The following is a 579-nucleotide window of genomic DNA, read 5'->3' as shown; positions in this document are numbered from 1 at the left end:
GATGGGCACACTGAGCCAAACAAATAAGCGTATTCAAATTGCTGCTGTTTTACTACGCGAGGTCTCGTTCCACGAGTAGCCCAAAGACGTGTTGTTGTGTTCTGCTGACCAAACCTAGCTTCGTCTTGAAACCAGACATCAACACTCTCTAGCCCAATATGGCCGGGGATCTTAAGGATCGTTTCGATTTGGAATTTTTTTAAAATCGTCCTGTATTTGCTGTGATTGTTTAGGGTGTTTGGAACGAGAAGTTATCCAAGAAAAACCCATGTGGTCGAGGAGATAATAGATGGAATTAGGGTGGTAGTGCTTGTCAAAGTGTTTAACGATGTAGTCATGTATATCGCTTCCAACAAGGCGGCCACCAGAAGGTGATTCAGCTTCTTTTTTTATGAAGGCACTGAGTTGAGCCCGCTGCTCATCGGTGAGGTATGCAGGCCTACCAGTCCGAGGTTTTTCTTGAAGTCCTTCTAGGCCTTCTTCAAAAAAAATCCGAACCCATTTATTGACACTGGTTCGACTGACTTTGAGAGATTTTGCAATTTGTGTACGAGAGAGGCCGTCTTTAAAGTGTGCGAG

At 44.4% G+C, this 579-nt stretch carries 1 protein-coding gene; it reads right to left on the bottom strand.

Annotated features, from left to right (window positions below):
* Window positions 1-171 precede the first annotated feature (171 nt).
* On the bottom strand, window positions 172-579 hold a 408-nt coding region (locus AB4209_RS20965), incomplete at its 5' end, for a helix-turn-helix domain-containing protein (RefSeq protein WP_136977534.1).

The sequence above is a fragment of the Vibrio sp. 10N.286.48.C11 genome (genome assembly GCF_041469805.1).
GTDB lineage: Bacteria > Pseudomonadota > Gammaproteobacteria > Enterobacterales > Vibrionaceae > Vibrio > Vibrio crassostreae_C.
This window is presented reverse-complemented; position numbering and strand designations above follow the sequence as displayed.